The organism is Tahibacter caeni (genome assembly GCF_024609805.1).
Classification (GTDB): domain Bacteria; phylum Pseudomonadota; class Gammaproteobacteria; order Xanthomonadales; family Rhodanobacteraceae; genus Tahibacter; species Tahibacter caeni.
Genome location: NZ_JANFVR010000087.1, coordinates 1 through 16,531, shown reverse-complemented (window position 1 = coordinate 16,531; position 16,531 = coordinate 1). Strand labels below are relative to the sequence as shown.

8 protein-coding genes are annotated in these 16,531 nt (G+C 70.9%); 4 read left to right on the top strand and 4 right to left on the bottom strand.

Annotation, left to right across the window (positions count from 1 at the left end; genetic code table 11):
* From NON22_RS10020 to NON22_RS10010, 3 genes are all read left to right on the top strand, one after another.
* Nucleotides 1-554 (top strand): FAD-dependent monooxygenase (locus NON22_RS10020; protein ID WP_257386791.1); only part of this gene is annotated, 554 nt, incomplete at its 5' end.
* The gene (locus tag NON22_RS10015) at nt 551-1,729 is read left to right on the top strand and encodes a UbiH/UbiF/VisC/COQ6 family ubiquinone biosynthesis hydroxylase (RefSeq protein ID WP_257386790.1); all 1,179 of its coding nucleotides are present in this window, start codon (nt 551-553) and stop codon (nt 1,727-1,729) included. The genes NON22_RS10020 and NON22_RS10015, both read left to right, overlap by 4 nt.
* Nucleotides 1,730-1,915: 186 nt before the next feature.
* A complete protein-coding gene (locus tag NON22_RS10010) occupies nt 1,916-4,201 on the top strand; it encodes a WD40/YVTN/BNR-like repeat-containing protein (RefSeq protein WP_257386789.1) in 2,286 nt (761 codons plus the stop codon).
* Between the two features lie 63 nt (nt 4,202-4,264).
* On the opposite strand, the gene NON22_RS10005 is transcribed toward NON22_RS10010, so the two are convergent.
* Nucleotides 4,265-4,711: a nuclear transport factor 2 family protein gene (locus NON22_RS10005; RefSeq protein ID WP_257386788.1), complete on the bottom strand. Its 447-nt coding sequence runs from the start codon at nt 4,709-4,711 to the stop codon at nt 4,265-4,267.
* 112 nt (nt 4,712-4,823) lie between these two features.
* The gene (locus NON22_RS10000; protein ID WP_257386787.1) at nt 4,824-6,041 is read right to left on the bottom strand and encodes a hypothetical protein; all 1,218 of its coding nucleotides are present in this window, start codon (nt 6,039-6,041) and stop codon (nt 4,824-4,826) included.
* A 200-nt stretch (nt 6,042-6,241) separates the two neighbouring features.
* Between NON22_RS10000 and NON22_RS09995 the strand changes: the two genes are divergently transcribed.
* Nucleotides 6,242-8,821 carry a DUF3616 domain-containing protein gene (locus NON22_RS09995; protein WP_257386786.1) on the top strand — a complete coding sequence of 860 codons (2,580 nt, stop codon included), beginning with the start codon at nt 6,242-6,244 and terminating at the stop codon, nt 8,819-8,821.
* Between the two features lie 48 nt (nt 8,822-8,869).
* Here the strand turns inward: NON22_RS09995 and NON22_RS09990 are convergent, their stop codons facing one another.
* The gene (locus NON22_RS09990; protein ID WP_257386785.1) at nt 8,870-10,597 is read right to left on the bottom strand and encodes a response regulator; all 1,728 of its coding nucleotides are present in this window, start codon (nt 10,595-10,597) and stop codon (nt 8,870-8,872) included.
* Nucleotides 10,598-10,607: 10 nt separating this feature from the next.
* Nucleotides 10,608-16,316 carry a HAMP domain-containing protein gene (locus tag NON22_RS09985; RefSeq protein WP_257386784.1) on the bottom strand — a complete coding sequence of 1,903 codons (5,709 nt, stop codon included), beginning with the start codon at nt 16,314-16,316 and terminating at the stop codon, nt 10,608-10,610.
* Nucleotides 16,317-16,531: the final 215 nt, after the last annotated feature.

Genomic DNA, 16,531 nt, shown 5'->3' with positions numbered 1-16,531 from the left:
GCGCGGGCTTCGTGCTCAGCGTGCCGGCGCCGGATGCCGCGGCCGTCGCCGCGCTCGACGACGCCGGCTTTCTCGCCCATGCCCAGCAGCGCTTCGGCTGGCGCGCCGGCCGCTTCGGCCGGCCCGGCCGGCGCAGCGCGCATCCGATACGCCGCGTCGTCGCCGACACGTTGATCGCGCCGCGCTGCGTGCTGATCGGCAACGCGGCGCAGACCATCCATCCGATCGGCGCACAGGGGTTCAATCTCGGCCTGCGCGATGCGCTGACCCTGGCCGAGCTGCTGATCGCGCAGCAGCGCGCGGGCGGCGACGCCGGCAGCGATGCGCTGCTGCAGGCCTACGCGGCGCGCCGGCGCGAAGACCGCGAAGGCACCCTGGCTTTCAGCCACGGCCTCGTGCAGCTGGCCTGCAATCCCTCGCGCGCGCTCGCGCCGCTGCGCAGTCTCGGCCTGCTGCTGCTCGACGGCCTGCCTGACGCGGCCGGCGGCATCGCGCGCCGCGGCATGGGATTCCGCGGTGCGACCACCGCCTACGCTCTCGGAGTACGTCCATGAAACCTCGCAATCTGTTCGATGTCGCCGTCGTCGGCGCCGGCATGGTCGGCAGCGCCTGCGCGCTCGCGCTCGCGCGCAGCGGCCTGCGCGTGGCCCTGGTCGAGGAACATGCGCCAACCGCCTGGAACGCAGCCGACGAGGTCGACCTGCGCGTCGTCGCGATCGCACCGTCGAGCGTCGCGCTGTTCGAGCGGCTCGACGTCTGGACGGCGATACGCAGCGCGCGCGCCGGCGCCTATCGCCGCATGTACGTCTGGGACAGCGGCAGCGGAGCGCAGATCGATTTCGACGCGGCCGACGGCGGCAGCGCGGAGCTCGGCTTCATCGTCGAGAACCGGCTGATCCAGCATGCGCTGTGGCAGGCGCTGCAGGCCGAGCCTGGCGTGAGCCTGCGCTGTCCCGCGCGCGTCGTCGGCACCGACGACGACGGCGACACGCGCGTGCTGCGCCTCGACGATGACGGCCGCATCGTTGCGCGCCTCGTCGTCGCGGCCGACGGCGCGTCCTCGCCGCTGCGCCAGCTGCTCGGCATCGGCGCCGGCGGCCACGTCTACGACCAGCATGCGCTCGTCGCGCACGTGCGCACCGAACGGCCGCACGAGCAGACCGCCTGGCAGCGCTTCCTGCCCGGCGGCACCCTGGCGTTCCTGCCGCTCGCCGACGGCCGCTGCTCCATCGTCTGGTCGCTGCCGCCGGCCGAATGCCGCCGCCTGCGCGAGATCGACGAGACCACGTTCCTGCAGGAACTCGGCTGCGCGTTCGATTTCCGCCTCGGTCCGGTGCTGTCGACCTCCGCGCGGGCCGAATTCCCGCTGCGCCTGCTGCTGGCCGAGCGCTACGTCGCGCCGCGCTTCGCGCTGATCGGCGACGCGGCGCACCAGGTGCATCCGCTGGCCGGGCAGGGCGTCAATCTCGGCCTGCGCGACGTCGACGCGCTCGTCGAGGCGATCGGCGGCGACGCCGAGCGCGACGCCGGCGCGGTCACGAGCCTGCGCCGCTACGAACGCCGCCGGCGCAGCGACAATACGATCTCGGCCTGGGGCATGGACGGCATCAACCGGCTGTTCCGCAGCGAGTTCGAACCGCTGGTGTTCGCGCGCGGCCTCGGCCTGCGCGCGGTCAATGCGCTCGGCCCGCTCAAGCAGCTGATCGTGCGCCACGCGGCCGGGCGCTGAGCCGTTGCAGAAGGGCGACCGTTGCGGCGTTGTTCCTTACGCCGCTAAGTCCACGGAATGATCCCCGAGTCCGTCTCTCGCCGTAGGTGAACACGAGGGCGCGGCGCCATCCGCCGCGCGGCCTCTTCCCCTACCGGCAGCGGTCGGCCACGCCGGCCCGGCTGCCCTGCAGAGACGGAGTCATTCATGAACATCGCAGGATCCGCACTGGGCCGCGTCGCGGTCGGCTTGCTGCTGTGCACGAGCCTCGCCCAGGCCGCCGAGGAAGGCAGCGCCGCCGGCATGAGCTGGGAGGACGAGCGCGACCACGACGAACTCGCCAAGCGCGAGCGCGTCATGGGCGAGCGCTTCCGCCGCGACAACGACGCCGCGTACGCGCGCAGCCTCATGGCCGCGGCCGCGCGTGAGCGCGAAACGAACGCGCGGCTGATGGTCGGTGCCAAGGTCGACGACATCACGCTCGGCGAGGTCTGGACCAATCTCGGACCGTCGCGCATGAGCAGCGGACCGATGGACAGCGGCCGCGTGTCGGCGATCGCCACGCATCCGGACAATTCGAACATCGTCTACGTCGCGTCCGCCGGCGGCGGCGTCTGGCGCTCGCTCGACGCCGGCGCGTCGTGGAAGGCGATGACCGACACGCTCGGCAGCCTCGGCACCGGTGCGCTCGCGCTCGACGCGAATCTGCCGAACCGGCTCTATCTCGGTCTCGGCGACGCGCACAAGACCGGCTATCTCGCCGGCCCGAGCACGTCGCTCGGCACCGCGCCGGGCCTCGGCGTGCTGAAAAGCAGCGACGGCGGCGTCACCTGGTCCGCGCCGATCCTGCTCGGCGACAGCACGAGCATCCGCAAGATCGTCGTGAGTCCGAACAACAGCAACCTGATCCTCGTCGCGACCGACCAGGGGCTGTACCGCTCGACCAACGCCGGCGCGTCGTACCAGCTGCAGCCGCTCGGCGCCGGCGACGGCAAGCCCGAGGTCTGGAGCATCGCCTGGTCCGGCAGCAACCGCTTCGCCGCGACCACGAAGGACGGCAGCGGCGGCAAGATCTGGTTCTCGAGCGAACAGGCGGCCGGATGGACGCCGTCCAACGGCCTGCCGTCCGCCGTCGGCCGCATCACGATCGCGAGCGCGCCGAGCAGCCCGAACATCCAGTACGCGCTGACCTACCACAACGTCACGGCGCTGACCGAGATCTACAAGAGCACCGACGGCGGCCAGGACTGGTCGTCGCTGAACGTCGGCCAGGAAAGCTACGTGAACAACGTCGAGCCCGTGCGCAAGCTGCTCGGCACGTCGGAAAGCTACAACCAGATGGTCGTCGTCAATCCGACCACGCCGAACATCGCGTATTTCGGTGGCCAGCTGCGCCTTGCGCGCACCGGCGACGGCGGCGCGACCTTCAGCCTCGTCAATTCGACGACGCGCAGCGCGCAGAACTACGTCCATCCGGACTTCCATGCGGCCGCCTACGACGCGGCGAACCGGCTCTACGTCGGCAACGACGGCGGCGTGTTCCGCAGCGGCGACGCGGGCCAGACCTGGACACCGCGCAACGACGGACTGATCACGCATCTCGTCTACGGCGTCGCCTCGTCGGTCGACGATCTCGGCGAGCTGCTCGTCGCGCTGCAGGACAACGGCATCTTGCACAGCGCCAACAGCGGAACCGACAACGCGCACATGGCCGGCGGCGACGGCTTCTGGGCGCTGCTGTCGCAGAACGACGCAGGCAAGCTGATCATCGCGACGAACGGCGGCACCTATCAGTCCGACGACGGCGGCCTGAGCGGCGGCGAGCTCGCGTTCGACGGCATACCCAACGGCGCGGCGAGCTTCATCGACCAGAGCCCCGCAGTGGCCAGCGGCGAAACCTTGCATGCGGCGTCGGGCGGCAAGATCTATCGCAGCACCGACTTCGGCAAGCACTGGCAGGCCGTCGCGATGAACGGCCTCGTCGGCAGCGTGCGCTGGGTCCGCGCGGGCCGCAACAGCGGCGTGCTCGTCGCGATCGTCGGCTACGCGCCGGGCCAGATCTGGTTCACGCTCGACAACGGCGCGCACTGGACCCAGGCGCCGACGCCGGCCAACGCGGACGGCAGCTTCCTCGACGCGGCGGTCGGCGACGACAATCAGTTCTACGTGATCAGCGACGGCTATCGCGAAGGCAAGAGCCGCATCTGGAGCTCGTTCGATCCGGCCGGCGGCTGGGCCTTCGTCGGCTGGGGCGGCCTGCCGACCGGCGTGCGCCTGAACGCGCTGAAGGCCGATCCGGTGCGCAACGGCACGATCTACGTCGCCACCGATCTCGGCATGTACCGCTCGACGAACAAGGGGCTGACGTTCACGCGCCTCGGCGCCGGCCTGCCGCTCGTCAGCGTCTCGGACATCTGGATCGCGCGCGACGGCAGCCGCCTGCGCGTGGGTACCTACGGACGCGGCGTCTGGAACCTCGTGCTCGCCAACTGAGCGCGAGGCCGTCCGGAAACGCCGGGCGCCGCGAACGGCGCCCGGCGTTTCCGCCGCGATCTTCTACGGCGCCGCGAGCCGCGTGATCTGCACCGAAACGACGCTCCAGCGGCCGCGCTCGCGCACGTAGGTGTCGATGTAGCGATAGGCGCTCGTGAACGGCTTGCCGTCGTAGCGTCCGGTCATGTGCGTCGTGGCGGTCAGCTGGGCCATGTCGCCGTAACGGCGCACGTCGAGATCGGGCACGTCGTACGGATCGATCTGGAGCTTGGGATCGAGCAGCATCTCGATGAACTCGGCGCGCGCGTGGCGTCCGCCTTGGCCGTCGATCTGGAAGAAGCGCGCATGCAGGTTGCGTTCGATGCCGGCGCGATCCTTGCGCACGATGTCGCGGTCCCAGGCCGCGGCCTGCGCGCGCAGCTGGGCTTCGTCGTCGGGCCGCTCCGCCGCCGTAACGGCGGCGCAGGCGAGCATCAGCAGCAGGGCGGCAATCGCGGAGCGGCGGCGCATGGCATTCCTCGCGGAGACGATGACCGTGCGATTGTCCCTGTCACTCGCGGCCATGGCCATGCGCGCCGATGCCTGCGCCGCGACGGCGCAGCGGACGCAACATTTTCCTCGGCTATTGGAAGCCGCTCGCGAACACGGCATCGCCGCGCTCGGCATAGACGTGGAGCTTCAGGGTACGCGTGCCGGCCGCAGCCGACACCCAGGCCACCTTGCCGTCGGCCGTGCTGCGCAGCGGATCGTCGCGATCGCCCCAGCTGACGCCGGCCACGTTCTCCGGCGGCGCGAGATACGCGCCGCTGCCGTCGACGAGCGCGAGCTGGAACGTGCTGTCGTTGCGCCAGCCGACGAGGAAGCGCTCGGGCGCGCCGCTGCCGATCCGTGCGAGTACCGGATCGCGTTCGGTCAGGCCGCCCGTGTTCGTGAGCCAGCTGACCGTCGGCGCAACCGCGGCGCTGGCCGTGAAGCTCAGCAGGCCGACGCCCTGGGCCGGAAAAGCCGGCGTGCCCTGCGCGACGAAGGCCAGTTTCCAGGTCGCGTCGCCGGCCGCGAGCTGGCCGAACTGGCCCCAGACCGTGCCGTCGCAGCCGCCGTCGATGCCGAACAGGTTGCGGCTATTGTTGTACAGGATGCCCTTGCTCGCGTAGCAGTCCGACACGCACAGCGCGCCGAACGCGTTCAGGCCCGGGTGATAGCCGACGAGCCCGGCCATCTGGTGCGAGCAGCCCCAGCTCCAGCCGCCGCCGAGCACGCTGCCGCTGCTGCCGATGTAGGCGAGCTGGTCGCCTTCGTGGCCGTCGTAGATGCCGCTGATGCCGTGCACGGCGAAATACGCGGCGTAGCGCGAGTTGCCGTAGGCCAGGCGCGCATCGCCGAGATTCATCTGCGCGATCGCGACCGGATTGGCGATCGCGGTCGAGAACGCCGCCGCGTTGCCGGCGCTGCGCCGGGTCAGGCGTATCGTCGAGTCGCTCGCGCGGCGCAGCAGCACGGCGAAGCCGCCGTCGTCGTGCGCGACGAGGCCGCGCGCTTCCTCGCCGGCGTAGTCGAACGTGCCCGCGATCGCGCCGTTGGCGAGCAGGCTCACGTGGCCGTTGCCGCCGCTGTCGGTCCAGCCCAGCCAATGGCTGCCGTCGCTGCGCGGCGCGAGATACAGGCGCGGGCCGATGCGGCAATAGCCGCCGAGGCAGGCGCTCGGCGCGGTATCGGCGAGGGTGGCCGGCAAGGTCAGGGTGACCGTCGTGATGCGGTCGGCGATGGGACCGGCGGCGACCGCGCCGGCAACGACGAGGCCGACGACGGCCGCGACGGCAGAACAGAAACGAAACCGCAACGCGAACACTCCGGTAAAACGGCGGCCGATACCGCCGACGGCGCCGATTCTTGCGCAGCCGCTGCCGGCCGCGCGTAAGCCCGGCGTTAACCGCACGGCACGGCGGCGCGCTTCTGCGGCCGCTGTCACGGTCGCGTCACTGCGCGTGGCCAGACTGCGCGGCCGTCGCCGGCTGGCCCGGCTCGTCGTTGGGGAACTGCATGAGAATCGCCGTCGTGATCGCGCTCGCGGCCAGTCTGGCCGGCTGCGCCGATGCCGCTTTCGCCCAGGTGCGCATCACCGAATTCATGTACAGCGGGACCAACGGCGAGTTCGTCGAGCTCACGAACACCGGTGCGGCCGCGGTCGATCTGACCGGCTGGAGCTTCGACGATGACAGCAATGTCCCCGGCAGCTTTCCGATCGGCGCGCTCGGCACGCTCGCGCCGGGCGAGTCGGCCGTCGTCACCGAAGCCGCCGCGGCGGATTTCCGCACCGCCTGGGGCCTCTGCGCCGCGGCCCGGGTCATCGGCGGCAACGGCCAGAATCTCGGCCGCAACGACGTGATCAACCTGTACGACGCGGCCGGCACGCGCGTGGACACCCTGCGCTTCGGCGACCAGACCTTTCCGGGCACGATCCGCACGCAGAACGTAGCCGGCTGGGTCACGGCCGCGGGCCTCGGCGCGGACGCGATCGCGCAGTGGACCCTGGCCGCGGTCGGCGACGCGGAGTCCTCGCGCGCGTCCACCGGCGGCGACATCGGCAGTCCCGGCATCAGCACGCGCAGCGCGCAGCCGTTCGATCCCTGCGCGCCCATCGGTCCGCGCCTGCGCATCACCGAATATCTGTATGACAGCGCCGACGGCGAGTTCGTCGAATTCACGAACGTCGGCGATGCGCCGGCCGATCTCGCCGGCTGGAGCTTCGACGACGACAGCAACGCGCCGGGCACGATCGCGCTGGGCGCTCTGGGGACCGTGCAGCCCGGCGAATCCGTGCTGCTGACCGACAAGACGCCGGCCGCGTTCCGCACGGCCTGGGGCCTCTGCGCCGGCGTCAAGGTCGTCGGCGGCAACACGGCCGGCCTCGGCCGCGCCGACCAGATCAATCTCTACGACGCGGGCGGTGCGCGCGTCGACCGTCTGACCTACGACGACCAGACCATCGTCGGCTCGGTGCGCGCGAAGGATCGCAGCGCCTGGGTCAGCAGCGCCGGCCTCGGCGCCGACCAGGCGCTGGCGTGGACCCTGTCCGCCGTCGGCGACGCGGAAGATTCCACGACCTCGGCCGCCGGCGCGATCGCGAGCCCGGGCCGCAGCACGCGCAGCCTGTTCGACTTCGATCCCTGCGCCGGCTCGACCGGCGCGCCGCAGGTCACCGTCGACGTCGCGCAGACCACGCGGCGCCTGGATCTCCCGGTCAACGGCGGCGGCGCGGTCGCGGCCACGGTCGGCGACGCGACCGATCCGGCCGCCGCCGACGGCATCGTGCTGACGTTCGCCGATCCCGACGGCGACGCCGCGGCGCTGACGATAGCCGCGAGCAGCAGCAACGCGGCCGTCGTGCCCGACGGCGGCCTCGCCCTCAGCGGCAGCGGCGCCACGCGCACCCTGCGCATCACGCCGGCCGGCGTCGGCTACAGCACGATCACGGTGCGCGCGACGGATGCGAGCAACCTCGTCGGCACCTACGTCGTCAGCTATGCCGCGTCGGCCGCGAACGCCGCGGCGCAGTACTGGCTTACCGGCGCGAGCGACGCCTCGGCCGCGATCGTCAGCGGCGATCACGTGCTCGTCGCCGACGACGAGAACCAGCGCCTGCGGCTGTATCCGCGCGACCGCTCGGGCCTGGCCGAGAACGGCTTCGACTTCACGGCCTCGCTGGCGCTGACCGATCTCGACGGCGGCGTGCCGCGCGAGGTCGACATCGAAGCCGCCGCGCGCAGCGGCGACCTGATCTACTGGACCGGTTCGCATTCGAACAAGAAGGACAACGGCGCGGCGCGGCCGAACCGCCAGCGCATCTTCTCCACGCGCGTCAGCGGCAGCGGCGCGGCGACGACCCTGCAGTACGTCGCGCGCTACGACCACCTGCGCGAGGACCTCGTCGCCTGGGATTCCGGCGACGGCCACGGCCTCGGCGCGAACGCGCTGGGCCTCGCGGCGAGTGCCGCGGTCGGCGTCTGGCCCGAGCGCGACGACGGCTTCAACATCGAAGGGCTGGCGATCGCGCCGGACGCGGACGGACTGTACGTCGCGTTCCGCGCGCCGCTGCTGCCGACGACGCAGCGACACGACGCCCTGCTGATCCATGCGACGAACTTGCGCAAGGTCATCGCGGCGGCGCCGTCCGGCGGTTCGGCCGCGGTCGGCAGCGCGACGTTCGCCGCGCCGATCCTGCTCGATCTCGACGGCCGCGGCATCCGCGACATGGTCCGGGCCAATGATGGCCGCTATCTGATCGTCGCCGGCCCGACGGCCGTCGCGACCGGCGTCGCGCCGTCGGATTTCCGCCTGTATCGCTGGAGCGGCGCCGCCGCCGACGCGCCGGTGGCGCTGAATGCCGATCTCGCGGCTCTGGCCGGCGCCGGCAGCATCGAGACGCTGCTCGACGCGGATCTCGGCGGCGCGGCGCCGCTGGAGCTGCTGACCGACAGCGGCGACACGGTCTGGTATGCCGACGGCATCATCGCGAAGGACCTCGCCGAGCCGCGCTGGCGCAAGTTCGCCGGCGGCCGCGTCACCGTCGTCGCGCCGCCGGACGACCGTCTGTTCGCCGACGGTTTCGAGGCGCCCTGATCGACGCGGCGGCACCGTGCGCGGTCGCGGCGCCGCCGCGTGCGTCGTTCACGGCCGCGCCGCGTCGCGGCAGATGCGTTCGATCTCGGCCGGGTCGGCCGGCTTGACGAGGTGATGATCGAAGCCCGCCGCGCGCGAGCGGCGGCGGTCGTCGTCCTGGCCCCAGCCGGTCAGCGCGACGAGCACGACGCGGTCGCCGCGCGGATCGGCGCGGATCATGCCGGCGAGCTCCAGGCCGTTGAGCTTGGGCATGCCGACGTCGAGGAACGCGAGATCCGGCATGAACTCGACCAGCACCGGCAGCGCGAGCTCGGGATCGTAGACCGCGCGCACTTCGTGGCCCGACATGCCGAGCAGCTGCGCGAGCATGTTGGCCGCGTCGCGGTTGTCGTCGACGATGAGGATGCGGCGTCCGGCTGCTGCTGCGGCGGCAGCAGCCGTTGGCGCCGTCGCGGCGGCGGTGGTGGCGGTGGTGGCGGTGGTGGCGGCCGCGGCCAGCGGCAGGCGGATCTCGAAGCACGAGCCGCGGCCCACGCCGTCGCTGATCGCGCGCACGTGGCCGCCGTGCATCTGCACGAGCCGGCGCACGAGCGTCAGGCCGATGCCGAGGCCGCCCTGCGCGCGTTCCAGCGACGTGTCGATCTGCACGAACAGGTCGAACACCTCGTCGATGCGTTCGGTCGGTATGCCGACGCCGCTGTCGCTGACGCGCACGACCGCCTCGTCGCCCTCGGTGCAGGCCGACAGGGCGATGCGGCCGCCGGGCAGGGTGTACTTCGAGGCATTGTTGAGCAGGTTGCCGAACACCTGGGTCAGGCGCTGCGGATCGCCGTCGACGCGGAGCGCCGTCGCGGGCAGGTCCACCGACAGGGTGTGCCGCATCGCATGGATGTGCGGCAAGGTCGTCTCGATCGCAGTCGACAGCAGCGGGCCGAGTTCGGTGGTCTCGCGGCGCAGCTCGATGCGGCCGTGCGTGATGCGCGACACGTCGAGCAGGTCGTCGACCATGCGCACGAGCTGGCGCAGCTGGCGGTCGATCACATCGAGCGACAATTGCGCGGCGGCGCCGCCGCATTCGTTCTGCAGCAGGCCGACGGCGCTGCGTATCGGCGCGAGCGGATTGCGCAGCTCGTGCGCGAGGGTGGCGAGGAACTCGTCCTTGCGCCGGTCGGCCTGGCGCAGCTTCTCGGCGAGCTGCTGCAGCTGCGTCTCGGCGCGGCGGCGCTCGGCGACTTCGGCTTCGAGCTGCGCGTTGGCCAGCGCGAGCTCGGCGTTGGCCAGCGCCAGGGTCCGCGACAGCGCCTCGAATTCCTGCGCGCGCTCGGTCTGCAGCGCGAGGTTGACGCGCGCGAGGCTCGCGTTCTCGCCGGCCAGCGCGCGGCGCCGGCGGTACAGCTCGACGAGCACGGCGACCTTGCTGCGCAGGATGTCCGGCACGAGCGGCACCTGCACGTAGTCGATCGCACCGAGCCGGTAGCCCTGCAGGCGGTCGAGGTCGCCGACGTGCACGCCGGTCACGAAGATGATCGGCGTGTTCTCGAAGCGCGGATGCTGGTGGATCAGCTCGGCCGTCTCGAAGCCGTCCATGCCCGGCATGCTGACGTCGAGCAGGATCACGGCGAACTCGGTTTCCATCAGGCGCCGCAGCGCTTCCTCGCCCGAATGCGCCTTGACGAGCGTTTCGCCGAGTTGCGCGAGCACGGCCTCGTAGCTCAGCAGGCGCTCGGGCTTGTCGTCGACGAGCAGGATGTTGACCTTGTCGATGTCGGACTGCACGGGCGGCGCCTCAGCGGTGCAGCCACTGGCGCAGCACGGACAGCAGCTGGTCCGTGTTGACGGGCTTGGCGAGATAGTCCGACGCGCCGGCCTCGAGGCATTTCTCGCGGTCGCCCTTCATGGCCTTGGCGGTCAGCGCGACGATCGGCAGGCTGCGGAACTGCGCGTCGTCGCGGATCGCGCGCGTGGTCTCGTAGCCGTCCATCTCCGGCATCATGATGTCCATCAGCACGAGCGCGATGTCGGGCACGCTCTGCAGCCGCGCGATGGCTTCCTGGCCCGTCGACGCGGTGACGACCTGCAGTCCGTGGCGCTCGAGCACGCTGGACAACGCGAAGATGTTGCGCACGTCGTCGTCGACGACGAGCACCTGCTTGCCGGCCAGCACCTCGTCGGTGTCGTGCAGCTGTTCGAGCATGCGCCGCTTGGACGGCGGCAGGTCGGCGATCACGCGGTGCAGGAACAGCGCGGTCTCGTCGAACAGTCGCTCGGGCGACTGCACGCCCTTGATGACGACGCTCTTGGCCGCCTTCTTCAGCAGCTTGTTCTCGGCCTCGCTGAGCTCCTTGCCGGTGAACACGACGACCGGCAGCTCGTCGAGGTCGGCGTTGGCGTGGATGCGGTTCAGGAGCTCGAAGCCGCTCATGTCGGGCAGGCGCAGATCGAGCACGACGCAGTCGAACGCTTCCTGCTGCAGCTGCGCGAGCGCCTCGCCGCCGTCGCCGGCGCTGACGATCTCGACGTCGTCGTGCGACAGCAGCTCGACGATGCTCATGCGCTCGGCCGCGTCGTCCTCGACCACGAGCAGGCGCCGCGGCCGCGGCGCGGCGAAGCGCTTGATCTTCTCGAGCGCGGCCTTGATCCCTTCGGTCGTGACCGGCTTGTTGAGGAACGAGAACGCGCCGCGCTCGAGTCCCTGGCGGCGCTCGTCCTCGATCGTGACGACCTGCACCGGAATGTGCCGCGTCGCGGAGTCCTGCTTGAGCCGGCTCAGCACGGTCCAGCCGAGCATGTCGGGCAGGAAGATGTCGAGCGAGATCGCGGTCGGGCGGTGCTTGCGCGCCAGGGTGATCGCCTCGGTGCCGCGCATCGCGACGATGCCCTTGAAGCCGTGCTCGCGTGCGAGATCGAGCATGACCTTCGCGTAGTGCGGGTCGTCCTCGACGATCAGCAGCAGCGGTTCGCCGGGCTGCAGGTCGTGGCGGTCGTCGGCGACTTCCTCGCCGCGCGGATTCGGCAGGTTCGGCGCCGCGGCCGGCGCGGCGAGCCGCATGCGCGCGTCGTCGCCAGTCGCCGCGCCGGCGTAGTGCAGCGGCAGGTACAGGGTGAACGTGCTGCCGACGCCGACCGTGGAACTGAGCCGGATCTCGCCGCCGAGCAGGCTGGCCAGCTCGCGGCTGATCGCCAGGCCCAGGCCGGTGCCGCCGTACTTGCGCGAGGTGCCCGCGTCGGCCTGCTGGAAGGCTTCGAAGATGATGCGCTGCTTCTCCAGCGGGATGCCGATGCCGGAGTCGGTGACCGACAGCGCGACGACGGCCGGCACGCGGCCGAGCACCGGATGGTCGGCGCTCCAGCCCTCGGTCGCGATCGTCACTCCGAGGGTGATGACGCCCTGGTCGGTGAACTTGAACGCGTTGGACAGCAGGTTCTTGAGCACCTGCAGCAGGCGCTTCGGATCGGTCGTGATGATCGGGCCCAGCGCCGGGTCCAGCCGCGTGACGAAGCCGAGCTTGCGCCGCTCGGCCTCGTGGGCGAAGTTGCGCGCGACCATGTCGCGCAGCTCGGCGAAGGCCAGTTCCTCGATCTCGACCGTGACCGTGCCGGATTCGATCTTGGACAGGTCGAGAATGTCGGAGATCAGGTTCAGCAGGTCGGTGCCGGCCGCATGGATCGTCGTCGCGAACTCGACCTGCTTCGGCGACAGGTTGCCGGGCACGTTGTCGGCGAGCTGCTGGCCGAGGATCAGGATGCTGTTCAGCGGCGTGCGCAGCTCGTGCGACATGTTGGCGAGGAATTCGGACTTGTAGCGCGAGGTCAGCGCGAGTTCGGCGGCTTTTTCCTCGAGCGCGCGGCGCGCCTGCTCGATCTCGCGGTTCTTGCGCTCGACCTCGGCGTTCTGCTGCGCGAGCAGCTTGGCCTTGAGGCCGAGCTCGTCGTTGGTCTGCTGCAGCTCCTTCTGCTGGGTCTGCAGCTCGCCGGCGAGCTGCTGCGACTGGGCCAGCAGGCCTTCGGTGCGCATCGTCGCCTCGATCGTGTTCAGCACGATGCCGATGCTGCCGGTCACCTGTTCGAGGAAGGCCAGGTGCGACGGCGTGAATTCGCCGAGGCTGGCGAGCTCGATGACCGCCTTGACCTGGTCTTCGAACAGCACCGGGATCACGATGACGCTGCGCGGTGCGGCGCGCAGCAGGCCCGTGTCGATGCTGATCTGCGCGGCCGGCACGTCGCTGAGCAGCAGGCGCCGGCGCAGCTCGGCGCACTGGCCGACGAGGCCCTCGCCGAGACGCACGCGCCGCGCCTCGGTGTCGGCGCGGTCCGCATAGCCGTAGATCGGCTGCAGCCACGGCCCGTCGGCGGCGCCTTCCATCACGTACATGACGCCCTGCTGCGCGCCGACCAGCGGCGCGAGCTCCGACAGCAGCATGCGCGCGACCGCGAACAGGTCGCGCTGGCCCTGCATCATGCCGGAGAAACGCGCGAGGTTGGTCTTGAGCCAGTCCTGCTCGGTGTTGCGCTCGGTGGTCGCGCGCAGGTTGCCGATCATCGCGTTGATGTTGTCCTTGAGTTCGGCGACTTCGCCGCGCGCGTCGACCTGGATCGATCGCGTCAGGTTGCCCTGGGTCACCGCGGTCGCGACCTCGGCGATCGCGCGGACCTGCGTGGTCAGGTTGGCCGCGAGCAGGTTCACGTTCGCGATCAGGTCCTTCCAGGTGCCGGCCGCGCCGGGCACGATGGCCTGGCCGCCGAGGCGGCCCTCGACGCCGACCTCGCGCGCGACCGTCGTGACCTGCTCGGCGAAGATCGCGAGCGTGTTGGTCATGCTGTTGATCGTGTCGGCCAGCGCGGCGACTTCGCCCTTGGCCTCGACCGTGAGCTTCTGGCGCAGGTCGCCGTTGGCCACGGCGGTGACGACCTTGACGATGCCGCGCACCTGGTCGGTCAGGTTCGCGGCCATGACGTTGACGTTGTCGGTCAGGTCCTTCCAGGTGCCGGCCACGCCGGGCACCGTGGCCTGGCCGCCGAGCTTGCCCTCGGTGCCGACCTCGCGCGCGACGCGCGTGACCTCGGCGGCGAAGCCGTTGAGCTGGTCGACCATCGTGTTGATCGTGTTCTTGAGCTCGAGGATCTCGCCCTTGACGTCGACGGCGATCTTGCGCGAGAGGTCGCCGCGCGCGACGGCCGTCGCGACCTCGGCGATGTTGCGCACCTGGCCCGTGAGGTTGGACGCCATCGAGTTGACGTTGTCGGTCAGGTCCTTCCAGGTGCCGGCCACGCCGGGCACCTGCGCCTGGCCGCCGAGCTTGCCCTCGGTGCCGACCTCGCGCGCGACGCGCGTGACCTCGGCGGCGAAGCCGTTGAGCTGGTCGACCATCGTGTTGATCGTGTTCTTGAGCTCGAGAATTTCCCCGCGCACGTCGACGGCGATCTTGCGCGAGAGGTCGCCGCGCGCGACGGCGGTCGTGACCTCGGCGATGTTGCGCACCTGGCCCGTGAGATTGGACGCCATCGAGTTGACGTTGTCGGTCAGGTCCTTCCAGACGCCGGACACGCCCTTGACCTGCGCTTGACCGCCCAGCTTGCCCTCGGTGCCGACCTCGCGCGCGACGCGCGTGACCTCGGCGGCGAAGCCGTTGAGCTGGTCGACCATCGTGTTGATGGTGTCCTTGAGCTCGAGGATCTCGCCTTTGACGTCGACGGCGATCTTGCGCGAGAGGTCGCCGCGCGCGACGGCGGTCGTGACCTCGGCGATGTTGCGCACCTGCACCGTGAGGTTCGTCGCCATCGCGTTGACCGAGTCGGTCAGGTCCTTCCAGGTGCCGGCCACGCCGGGCACGATGGCCTGGCCGCCGAGCTTGCCCTCGGTGCCGACCTCGCGCGCGACGCGCGTGACCTCGGCGGCGAAGCCGTTGAGCTGGTCGACCATCGTGTTGATGGTGTCCTTGAGCTCGAGGATCTCGCCCTTGACGTCGACGGCGATCTTGCGCGAGAGGTCGCCGCGCGCGACGGCGGTCGTGACCTCGGCGATGTTGCGCACCTGCGCGGTCAGGTTCGAGGCCATGGAGTTGACGTTGTCGGTCAGGTCCTTCCAGGTGCCGGCCACGCCGGGCACCTGCGCCTGGCCGCCGAGCTTGCCCTCGGTGCCGACCTCGCGCGCGACGCGCGTGACCTCGGACGCGAACGAGCGCAGCTGCTCGATCATCGTGTTCAGGGTTTCCTTGAGCTCGAGGATCTCGCCGCGCACGTCGACGGTGATCTTGCGCGACAGGTCGCCGTTGGCGATCGCCGTCGCGACCTCGGCGATGTTGCGCACCTGGCCGGTCAGGTTGGACGCCATCGAGTTGACGTTGTCGGTCAGGTCCTTCCAGACGCCGGACACGCCCTTGACCTCGGCCTGGCCGCCGAGCTTGCCCTCGGTGCCGACCTCGCGCGCGACGCGCGTGACTTCTGCGGCGAAGCCGTTGAGCTGGTCGACCATCGTGTTGATGGTGTCCTTGAGCTCGAGGATCTCGCCCTTGACGTCGACCGTGATCTTGCGCGACAGGTCGCCGCGTGCGACGGCGGTCGTCACCTCGGCGATGTTGCGCACCTGCGAGGTCAGGTTCGTCGCCATCGCGTTGACCGAGTCGGTCAGGTCCTTCCAGGTGCCGGCCACGCCGGGCACGATGGCCTGGCCGCCGAGCTTGCCGTCGGTGCCGACCTCGCGTGCGACGCGCGTGACTTCCGAGGCGAAGCCGCGCAGCTGGTCGACCATCGTGTTGATGGCCTCCTTGAGCTGCAGGATCTCGCCGCGCACGTCGACGGTGATCTTGCGCGACAGGTCGCCGCTCGCGACGGCGATCGTGACCTCGGCGATGTTGCGCACCTGCGCGGTCAGGTTCGACGCCATCTGGTTGACCGACTCGGTCAGCTCTTTCCAGACGCCCGACACGCCCTTGACCTGCGCCTGGCCGCCCAGCTTGCCGGCCGTGCCGACCTCGCGCGAGACGCGCGTGACCTCGGAGCTGAACACGCTCATCTGCTCGATCATGGTGTTGACGATCGTGGCCGAGCGCAGGAACTCGCCCTGCAGCGGCCGGCCGTCGACTTCGAGATCGATAGTGCGGGTCAGGTCGCCGCGGGCCACGGCCGAAATCGCGCGGGTCATGCGCTCGGTCGGCCAGAGCAGGTCGTCGCAGAGCGTGTTGACCGAGACCTCCATCGCGCCCCAGGCGCCGCGGCGGCTCGCTCCGGCCACGCGTTCGCGGGTCTGCCCGCGCTTGCCGACCAGTTCGCCGACGCGGGCCAGCTCCTCGGCCAGCCGGCGGTTGTTGAAGATGATGTCGTTGATCGTGTCGGCGAGCTTGCCGGCCATGCCGTCCCAGTCGCCGGGCAGGCGCTCGCTGAAGTTGCCGTCGCGCACGGCCTGCAGCACGCGCAGCAGTTCCGGCAGGCGGTCGGCGCGGTCCGGCGCCGGAACGGCGACGGCTTCCGCGCCCGGAGCTTCACGGCGAACGGTCATTGCAAGCGACTCCCCGGCGGCTTTGCGGCCTCTTTAGCGCATCCGAGGTATGCGTAGCGTGCACAAGTGCACGCCGGCGTACGGCCGCCGGCGGATCGGGACGGATTGCTGCGCTGCGGCGAAGCGGCCGGCCGCCGCGGCGGCCGCCCTGCCTCAGCGACCCGCGGTGCCGGCGGCCTTGCGGCCGGCGCCGGCCTCGCCGCCGAACAGCTGTC

What these genes read in the sequence shown, in the direction of transcription:
- NON22_RS10015 (WP_257386790.1), top strand. Translation starts at nt 551, where the DNA reads ATGAAACCTCGCAATCTGTTCGATGTCGCCGTCGTCGGCGCCGGCATG.
- NON22_RS10010 (WP_257386789.1), top strand. Translation starts at nt 1,916, where the DNA reads ATGAACATCGCAGGATCCGCACTGGGCCGCGTCGCGGTCGGCTTGCTG.
- NON22_RS10005 (WP_257386788.1), bottom strand. Translation starts at nt 4,711, where the DNA reads ATGCGCCGCCGCTCCGCGATTGCCGCCCTGCTGCTGATGCTCGCCTGC.
- NON22_RS09995 (WP_257386786.1), top strand. Translation starts at nt 6,242, where the DNA reads ATGAGAATCGCCGTCGTGATCGCGCTCGCGGCCAGTCTGGCCGGCTGC.
- NON22_RS09985 (WP_257386784.1), bottom strand. Translation starts at nt 16,316, where the DNA reads ATGACCGTTCGCCGTGAAGCTCCGGGCGCGGAAGCCGTCGCCGTTCCG.